This is a genomic window from Syntrophorhabdales bacterium (assembly GCA_035541455.1).
GTDB lineage: Bacteria > Desulfobacterota > Syntrophorhabdia > Syntrophorhabdales > WCHB1-27 > JADGQN01.
This window is the reverse complement of sequence record DATKNH010000111.1, coordinates 1-8,501: the sequence shown is the minus strand read 5'-3', so window position 1 is coordinate 8,501 and position 8,501 is coordinate 1. Positions and strand designations below refer to the sequence as shown.

8 protein-coding genes are annotated in these 8,501 nt (G+C 53.1%); 6 read left to right on the top strand and 2 right to left on the bottom strand.

Translation table 11 applies throughout. The features are described 5' to 3' along the window. Positions 1–563 precede the first annotated feature (563 nt). From VMT71_11405 to VMT71_11395, 3 genes are all read left to right on the top strand, one after another. Positions 564–2,255 carry a hypothetical protein gene (locus VMT71_11405; GenBank protein ID HVN24569.1) on the top strand — a complete coding sequence of 564 codons (1,692 nt, stop codon included), beginning with the start codon at positions 564–566 and terminating at the stop codon, positions 2,253–2,255. Positions 2,256–2,421: 166 nt separating this feature from the next. After that, positions 2,422–3,819: a CoA-binding protein gene (locus VMT71_11400; GenBank protein HVN24568.1), complete on the top strand. Its 1,398-nt coding sequence runs from the start codon at positions 2,422–2,424 to the stop codon at positions 3,817–3,819. A gap of 5 nt (positions 3,820–3,824) precedes the next feature. Then, complete coding sequence (locus VMT71_11395; protein HVN24567.1) at positions 3,825–4,475, top strand: acetate--CoA ligase family protein; 651 nt, start codon at positions 3,825–3,827, stop codon at positions 4,473–4,475. A gap of 58 nt (positions 4,476–4,533) precedes the next feature. Here the strand turns inward: VMT71_11395 and VMT71_11390 are convergent, their stop codons facing one another. Next, on the bottom strand, positions 4,534–5,682 hold the full coding sequence (locus VMT71_11390; GenBank protein HVN24566.1) for a hypothetical protein: 1,149 nt from the start codon (positions 5,680–5,682) through the stop codon (positions 4,534–4,536). Positions 5,683–6,037: 355 nt separating this feature from the next. Between VMT71_11390 and VMT71_11385 the strand changes: the two genes are divergently transcribed. Together VMT71_11385 and VMT71_11380 are read left to right on the top strand one after the other, a co-directional pair. Further along, positions 6,038–6,502, top strand: a complete 465-nt coding sequence (locus VMT71_11385) for a VOC family protein (GenBank protein HVN24565.1) — start codon at positions 6,038–6,040, stop codon at positions 6,500–6,502. 74 nt (positions 6,503–6,576) lie between these two features. After that, entirely contained in the window at positions 6,577–7,254 is a 678-nt protein-coding gene (locus VMT71_11380; protein ID HVN24564.1) for a flavodoxin family protein, read from the top strand. Between the two features lie 21 nt (positions 7,255–7,275). On the opposite strand, the gene VMT71_11375 is transcribed toward VMT71_11380, so the two are convergent. Then, positions 7,276–8,067: an ABC transporter ATP-binding protein gene (locus VMT71_11375; GenBank protein HVN24563.1), complete on the bottom strand. Its 792-nt coding sequence runs from the start codon at positions 8,065–8,067 to the stop codon at positions 7,276–7,278. 212 nt (positions 8,068–8,279) lie between these two features. Between VMT71_11375 and VMT71_11370 the strand changes: the two genes are divergently transcribed. After that, positions 8,280–8,480, top strand: coding sequence for a cold-shock protein (locus VMT71_11370; GenBank protein HVN24562.1), 201 nt, complete (start codon positions 8,280–8,282; stop codon positions 8,478–8,480). Positions 8,481–8,501 lie beyond the last annotated feature (21 nt).

The following is an 8,501-nucleotide window of genomic DNA, read 5'->3' as shown; positions in this document are numbered from 1 at the left end:
ACCACGCGAGGCTGGATGAGGCCATTGCCGCCTCTGCCAACACCGTGATCACCGCCTGCCCCTACTGTTTGATCATGATGGAGGATGCCATCAAGGACAAGGCGCAGTCTGAAACCATGAAAGCCCTGGATATCTCTGAAGTGCTGGTGAAGGGGATGTAGGGGGAACGTCACCAACCCGAAAGCATGACGGGCGTGTAGTGTGTACGTGCAAGACCAACTGCACGCCCGTTTTCTTAACTGCTATGCCGCACACAGACTGTTCCTCATAGGTCCGCTTAAACATTCTCCGTAACCTTGCCGTTCATATGTCATGTCGCAAAGCTCGGGAAATGCGGCCGCGCGCTTCTAGCCTGAGTGCTTAAGCCATTCTACCGTAAAAAAAGAGCCCACCAACCGATTGTCCGGGCCAATGAGTGTCGCGATAATACACCTGTATGTTTTTTGTGAGGTGAAAAAAGCCGGTTCACTCACGACAGCAGTCAAAGAACGAAGGAGGTAGTAATGGTGGAGTGATATTGGGCTGACAGGAAACTTGGTATCAAAGCGGTTTCAATTCTTTTCATGCTGATAGTGGTGATGGCCACAGCAGGCTTCAGCTTTGGCCTTGACGGAAGAGACGGCAACAAGTACACGAATTATCACCGTGACCGGCTGCTCGACACGTACGCACAGTACAAGGGGCTCGGCAACCGAGCCATCGCGTGGAACAGCCTCAACTCCAAGCAGAAAGTGCTGTTCCTGATCCAGACGGACCTGCTCGGTAATCGGACGTTTATGCATCCGACGCGTACCAACTACTACAAGCAAAATCCTCAAGACGGTTGTAACAATGGCCAGGAGTTGTGCAGTTCCTGCTCGATCTACGGCGGACAGCGTTGGTGCGGAAGTTGCCAGGTCTTGCTCGATCAGCCAATGGATGACACACATCCACAGATAAACGGTTGCTGGGATATAAACGCCTATGATTGTTACCAGAGAGGCCTCTGCTCTGAGGTGCCTCAGTCTCGCACAGACTACGAAATGGCCCTGGAGCATGTGACTAAACTTTACGACATTCTGGCTCCGAATGATGGCTGCGGCGGCACCGACAATAATCGCATCTTCTGGCAGGCTGGCACCGATTCATCCAACGATCAGCTCATCCAGGCCCTGCGAAACAGAACTATGCCGGCATGGGGAGCAAACGGTGACATTGGTGGTGTTCACGAGCCTTTCGACAATGCCTCGTCCACGATGAATGGACGGCCTTTCTCGTGCGACGGGCCTGATGGCCAGGCGCAGTTCTACAGCTGGGATACAAAGTGCACGTACGGCGGCCAGAAAGGATGCTCAAATATTCAAGGATTCTGGCGTGGCTCCGTGTACCTTCCAGCTGACTCGCGCATGTTTGAGCTGGACAACGACTACGATACCACCCACAACTCAAGTCCTTATTGCAGCTACGGCTGGTGTGGAGGAGGATACGGCGTAACCATGTATGAACAGCACTGGTGCCCTTCACAGGGCAATTTCGCTCCATGCGACTGGAACTACACGCCCACGCCTGTGGATGTCCCCCTATCGGTCTCCAAGTCTGGTACAGGTACCGGGACTGTAACGTCTGCACCTGCCGGGATCAACTGCGGCTCAACATGCACGTACAACTTTTCCAGCGGCACGCAGGTGACGCTCACGGCTTCAGCCAATTCCGGCTCCACATTTGCGGGCTGGTCAGGACCGTGCTCGGGCACTGGCACGTGCACGGTTGCCATGAGCGCCGCGCAATCGGTTACCGCTACATTCAACACGTCATCAGGCAGCAATGCCTACTACTGCTACAGCAACACCTATCCCTGGTACTATTACGGCTACCAGAACTGGCTCTGCAACGCTGCATATAATCCCACGTATTGCTATACGTCTAGCTGGCAGCCAACCTCCTGCCCGGGCAGTGGCGGTGGCTCCAGCAGTGTCTGCGGCAACGGCGTCTGCGAAACCGGTGAAAATGGATCAAACTGCGGCCAGGACTGCTGCGACCAGTACACCAACTGTTGGACAACGAAGCAGAACGGCGGCCTCTACTATTGCCGCAACATGTACTACTACGATAATGGATCTGCCTATTGGCACAGCTACAAGTGGGTAACGCAGAACGATACGACCCAGATGTGCAATGATTGGTGGGAAGCATGGGAAGGCACGTACTACCAGACGCAGTACCAGTGCGGCGGTTCTTCAGGAAAATGTCATTCGATCCCGGGGGGCTACTACTAGCTAAACCCGGCTCCGGTAGGATAAGGCACCGGAACACATCGTAGCGTCTCGCGAAAATCAGAGCGCCCGTCGTATCACGGCGGGCGCTTCCTTTATGTATGATTCTCACATAAGTATTTGCTCTCTTTTCTTATTGTGTTACAAATGGTGTAGGAGGAAACCATCAATGACTAACCAACAGTTGAAGAGCCTTTTTTCTCCGCAGTCCATAGCGGTGATCGGCGCATCCAACAGTTTTGACAAGCTCGGTTATCACGTCATGAAAAGTCTCGCCGGCAACTACCGTGGAACATTATTCCCGGTAAATCCAAGGGGCAAAAAGATCTGGGGCATTGATTCCTATTCATCGCTCGGAGAGATCCAAGGGCCTGTTGACGTTGCGGTGATTGTTGTCCCGGCGCACCTTGTTACAGAGACGGTTCATGCCTGCGGGAAGAAGGGTGTAAAAGGGATCGTGCTGATCACGGCAGGCTTCAAGGAGATCGAAGACACCAAAGGGGAAGCGCTGGAGTATGAGCTCCGTGAGACTGCGAACGGCTACAGCCTTCCGATCGTAGGTCCAAATACGTTCGGTTATGTGAATCTGAGCGACGGGATCAATGCCTCATTCACGTCGGAATTCTCACAGATAGAGGATGGTGGTGTCGCCCTCATAAGCCAGAGCGGAGGCATGTGCCATTTGTGTGGCTTCCTTGCCATAGAAGAGCGTGTTGCGATGTCAAAGCTGATGAGTCTTGGCAACAGGTGCAACGTAGATTTCCCTGACGTGCTTCGATATTGTGTCGAGGAAGACAGTGCGACCCGCGTGGTAGCGCTGTACATAGAAGGCTTGGACCGGCCGAGGGATCTCATGAATACGGCTGCATTGCTGCGAGGGAGGAAGCCGGTAATCGCGTACAAAGCAGGAAGAAGCCAGAAGGGTGACAGCGCCAGCCGCTTTCATACAGGGTCTCTTGCAGGAGACCACGAGATATGGAAAGGTGCTATGCGTCAGGCAGGGATACTCCAGGTAGAATCGGCAGATGAACTGCTGGACACTGCGAAGGCGCTCGATGCATGCGAGTCGCCGCTTGGACCCCGCATCGCAGTACTCTCCGGTCAGGCGGGTCCGGGCATAATCGCAGCGGATGCTCTCGAAGCGCTCGGCCTCACGCTCTCCTCATTCACTCAGGCCACACAAGAGAAGATTAACACCTTGCTGCCGCCGATTGCCATCCGCACCAATCCGGTGGACATGGGACCTGCATGGTACAATCCGGGAGTGATGCTGGAGATTCTAAAGGCAGCGGTCGCGGATGAACAGACAGACGGCGTTCTTTTTCTCGCGATGTATGCGTCAGCCAACCTGAAGCTTGCTGAAGAGCTGGAGCGCTATATGAAGAAGCTTGAACCGTTTCCGAAGCCGGTCATCGCCTGCTTCACTGCACCTCCAGGAATTTGGGATGATTCCATGCGGCGTCTGGACAGGAAGAAGGGCATGGTCATTCTTCGCACCCCGGAACGCGCTGCCAGGGCGATGAACAATTTGTGGAAGGCCACGCAACTGTGGCCTGAGGCGAGGTGACCGTGATGAAACTATTGCTCGGTGTTGAAGCACTCTCGTTCATGGAGAAAGAAGGATTCCTGGTGCTGAAAGCGGGCCTTGCCGGCAATCCTGATGAGGCAGTGCTGATTGCGGAACGTATCGGTTTTCCGGTTGCTCTCAAGATCTCGTCTCCTGATGTGCTCCACAAAACTGATGAGCAAGGTGTGCGGCTTTTTCTCGCGAGTGAAGGAGAAGTGCGGAAGGCTTTTCACGAACTCTCGGAAGGTTTTGTTTCCCGCGCCCCAAGGAAGCGTCTCGACGGTACTATCGTGCAGCAGATGGGTTCGGGCGTTGAGGTGATTGTCGGGAGCCTCATCGACGGTCAGTTCGGCCCGGTGCTTATGTTCGGTCTTGGCGGCATCTTTGCAGAGTCAACGAGGGACGTTTCGTTCAGGCCGCTTCCCATCAATCATCATGACGCCGGTGAGATGATACGCGACTTGAGGGCATCCAGGGTACTGACAAACCCCAGGGGTGAGAGAATTGATGTTACGGCCATTGAACAGTTGCTCGTACAGGTCTCTGACCTGATTGCGCGGCACGAAGAGATTCAGGAGATGGATCTGAACCCTGTGATCGTCTCCTCATGTGGATTGCACATCTGCGATGCGCGCATCAAGGCGGCAACGGAGTGACTCCCTTTCGTCTTTATGCGGCCACTCCGTTGCCGCTGAGTGTATGTGCTGCAAAGGCTCAGGGCTTCTTTGTCAGCTTCACAATATCCAGACCATTATCCCGATCGATAAGATAGATGAGACCGTTTGGGCCGACGTAGAGGTCGTTTGTCTGCGCTGAGCGGAAACCCTGAACCGGCTTTGGAACGTAATGCGCGATCTCTTTGGGCTGATAGGGGTTCGAAATGTCGATCACCCGGAGGCCGCCTGAAAACCACGCGCTGTACACCAGATTATCCGGGCCGATATATTCGTGTGGCTGATGTGCACCAAACCTGCCGGAAGTGAAAACTTTCCTTTCTTCCTCGGGCACCTGGAAAGTGGCAACGGGCACCGGGTTCTTTTCCACGGTGATATCGAAGAGCCACATGAAGGCAGGAGGGTTGGCCTCGGGACCGACCGCCTCGTCAAAGACGACGAGCCAGTCGCGTCCAAGAATTTTATGACCTACCGGTAAGGCGGTGTGCGTGGGCCAGGAATAAGTTGGGTGATAATCGTAATGACTGACCGTCTTTGGCTTTGAAAGGTCTGTTATATCGACAATTGAAAAGCCACCATTCCACAGCGGCACATAGAGACGATTGCCCCAGCGATTCGGGTGGTGGGTCCTCACGTCAGCGCCTTGCCAGGTGGGTTTTTCGCCGCCGGCAATCCATTGGCCGGGAGCCCACCATCTGCCGACTTCCTTAGGTTTCGCAGGATCAGAGAAATCAATGATCATCGTTATGTTCCCTTGAAAGCCTTTAGCGCTGGCACTCGCATACACGAGTTTCTTTTCGCGGTCCAGGCTGAAACGATGCACGCCGGTGCCTTCAGTATCCAGTCCTCCCATCTCCATGAACGCGATCTCTTTGGGCCGGGCTGGATCGGATATATCAAAGAACGCGAGCCCGGCTTTATCGCCGCTTTTCCAGCCCTTATATTTTTCCACGTTTATCACGAGGACATTACCGGACAGGCGCGCCTTGTGCGAATGGGTGCCCGGATACGTTTTTATTCTGGAGAGAATCTTCGGTTTAGCCGGATCGGAAACATCGAGAATGCTTGTGGCAAAGGGCTGCTCCATGTGGCCGATTACAGCAAGTGTCCCCTGGACGTCCACCATGCCGCCGCCTTCGATGTCCAGATGTCCTATTGGGGTGATGTTCTTCACAGCTACGGCTTCCATAGCACCTCCTGAAGCATACGTATTCATACAGATGATACCCACAACTGTACAGAACCCCTGTAATGCCCGTACTAATGACCCCTTCATTGCTTGTCCCCCTTTTCAAATGTGGCGGCAACCAACCTTCTTGTGTCACCATTATTGTTAATGCCCAATGAAAAGTCAACCTTCGTGAAACAACCTTCGCGAACCTCCGTTAAACTCCTTGACGGTCTGTGCCTGGCGTGGTAGTAGTGTGGCGGAAATCATAAGCGAAGAGAGTTTGGAAGGCTACAAGAAAAAAAGAAGCGTACGAAGGAGCCGATCATGCAGGCAGGAAAAATAGCATTCGTCATGAAGAAGGGAGGTCGCTTCTATGTCCACCAACGGAATCAGTACATTTGATGCATCCACGCTGTGCCAGGTGGCGATTGTGGTAAAAAGTGTTGATGACGCGGTCAAATTCTACAATGAGGTCTTCGGCATAGGACCGTTCGAAAGGATGGAGGTCAATTTTCCCGGCGCCACCTACTATGGCGAGAAGGGCGGTTACCGCGGCAAGCGGGCCTTTGCGAAACTTGGTCCTGTCACGTTGGAACTGATCGAGCTCATGGATGGCAAGACAGTGCACGAAGATTTCCTCAAGGGAAAAGGGGAGGGTGTTCATCATCTTGCCTTTACGGTGAAAGATTTGAGTAAGTTCGAAGAAGAAGCTACAAAATTCGGACTCAACGTGGTGCAGGAGATGAGAAGGCCCGATGGCAGCGGTTTCGCGTATCTCGATACGGACCGGTTCGGCGGGGTTATGTTTGAGCTCATACAGCGGCCTGAACAGAAATGAGAGAAGGCGGCCCTGGCCAGAGCAATTGTATAGATAAAGGTGTAGAGAAAAATCTTGAGACAGGAGAGATGACCATGAAGATTGTAGCTATCGTTGGCAGTCCGAAAGGCACCAGAGGGAGTACTCATGCATTGCTTGAGATTGTGCTCGAGGGCGCTGAGGCTGCGGGAGCATTAACCGAGACCATTCTAATCAAAGGTTCAGAGGTCAAGCCGTGCAAGGCCTGCGATGTCTGTCACAAGACCGGGGTCTGCCCCCAGAAGGATCACTTCAACGAATTCAAGAATAAGATTATGGAGGCAGACGCGTTGGTCCTGGCGACGCCCAATTACATATCCCATGTGAGCGCGCAGCTAAAAGCTTTTCTGGACCGCTGCTGTGGGGTCGTCCACTGCATAGGTTTCGAAGGAAAGTATGGCGCCTCTGTGGTAACTTCGGGTGGAGGCGATGAGAAACCTATCGTTGATTATCTGAATCAGTTCCTTGCGGTCACCGGGTGTATCCCGGTGGGCTCTGTCTGGAGCACCATGAGCACCGTCGAGGGCTACAATTTTCCTGAAGATACAAGAAATAAGGCCCTGGCTCTCGGCGAGAAGCTAGTCACTTCCTGGAAGAACAAAGAAACGGCGCACGAGTATGAAGCCATAGCAAGGCTTTTCAGAGAACGCATGCGCTCACTCATCACCTGGCGCAAAGAGGAGTGGCCCTTTGAGGCTGAGTTCTGGAAGGAATGTCGTGGCATGAAAGGATAGCCTTGCAGCGGCAGCTTGGTATCACGCAGGCACGGGCCAGTATCGCCCCTTTTTTCTGACAAGCTGTAGAGAGATGCCGTATAGCTCGCTGATCCGCTGGTCTGTAAGCACGTCCTTTGTATTTCCGGCCTTCAGTATCTTGCCGTCTTTTAGGATCAAGGTCTTTGTAAAGACGGGCAAGATTTCCTCTACGTGATGAGTCACGTAGATAAGACTTGGGTGATGAGGATTCCCTGCGACTCGCCGCAGAGAAGACAGAAAAACTTCTCGTGCTCCCGGGTCCATCCCGGCGCAGGGTTCGTCCAGGATAGTAAGGTAGGGCTCCGTCATCCGTGCCCGGCAGATAAGGATTTTCTGCTGTTCACCCTGCGACAGAGTTCCGAACTGCCTATCGGCGAGGCTTTCACACCCCATTTCGCTCAAATACCGGCGGGCCTTTTCAGTGTCACCTGGGCTCGGCCTCTTCCAGGAAAAGGCCCAAAGGCCAACCTGTGCATATTTGCCTGAGATGACAGTATCGAGGACCGTCTCTCTTCTGGGAATTTCATCGACGAGCGTAGAGGTGACCCAGCCGATACTCCTTCGCAAATCACCGAGGTCAAGGTCTGTCTTTCCATTTCTGTAGACCTCGCCTCCGTCATTCGGCCAGATGTAGCCGCAGACGATCTTGAGGAGCGTGGTCTTTCCCGCACCATTCGGCCCCAGAATCGCCCAATGCTCTTCGGGCCACACAGTCCAGGAGAGAGACTTGAGAATTCTTCTGCCGTTCACGGTAAAATTCACGCGGCGCAAGTCCAGACGGGGAACTTTCATTGGGTCCTTGATCTTCCTTTCGGCTTCAGCTATGTATTAGCAATTATCTCTTGACTTTTCAATACACTTGTGCCACAATATCATCCAGAGGTTTCGGAAGTACCTGTTGTTGACCGCCGCAAAAGCCTTGGACTTTGCAGGTTCTGTAGACACAATTCCGTATTCCTTAAATTTATTAAAATTCAAACAAAAAAGTTGGAGGTAGTTTAAGTATGCCAAAAGGAACTGTAAAATGGTTCAACGAGTCCAAAGGTTTTGGATTCATCCAGAGCGAAGATGGAGGAGACGTTTTCGTTCATTACTCCGCTATTCAGGAAGCGGGTTTTAAGTCTCTGGCCGAGGGCCAGGCGGTCAAATTCGACATCGTGGATGGCAAAAAGGGACCTGCTGCGGCAAACGTGCAAAAGATATAAGGTCAACAAGCGCCCTGCTTT

What these genes read in the sequence shown, in the direction of transcription:
- VMT71_11380 (HVN24564.1), top strand. Translation starts at nt 6,577, where the DNA reads ATGAAGATTGTAGCTATCGTTGGCAGTCCGAAAGGCACCAGAGGGAGT.
- VMT71_11400 (HVN24568.1), top strand. Translation starts at nt 2,422, where the DNA reads ATGACTAACCAACAGTTGAAGAGCCTTTTTTCTCCGCAGTCCATAGCG.
- VMT71_11390 (HVN24566.1), bottom strand. Translation starts at nt 5,682, where the DNA reads ATGGAAGCCGTAGCTGTGAAGAACATCACCCCAATAGGACATCTGGAC.
- VMT71_11395 (HVN24567.1), top strand. Translation starts at nt 3,825, where the DNA reads ATGAAACTATTGCTCGGTGTTGAAGCACTCTCGTTCATGGAGAAAGAA.
- VMT71_11385 (HVN24565.1), top strand. Translation starts at nt 6,038, where the DNA reads ATGTCCACCAACGGAATCAGTACATTTGATGCATCCACGCTGTGCCAG.
- VMT71_11375 (HVN24563.1), bottom strand. Translation starts at nt 8,067, where the DNA reads ATGAAAGTTCCCCGTCTGGACTTGCGCCGCGTGAATTTTACCGTGAAC.
- VMT71_11370 (HVN24562.1), top strand. Translation starts at nt 8,280, where the DNA reads ATGCCAAAAGGAACTGTAAAATGGTTCAACGAGTCCAAAGGTTTTGGA.
- VMT71_11405 (HVN24569.1), top strand. Translation starts at nt 564, where the DNA reads ATGCTGATAGTGGTGATGGCCACAGCAGGCTTCAGCTTTGGCCTTGAC.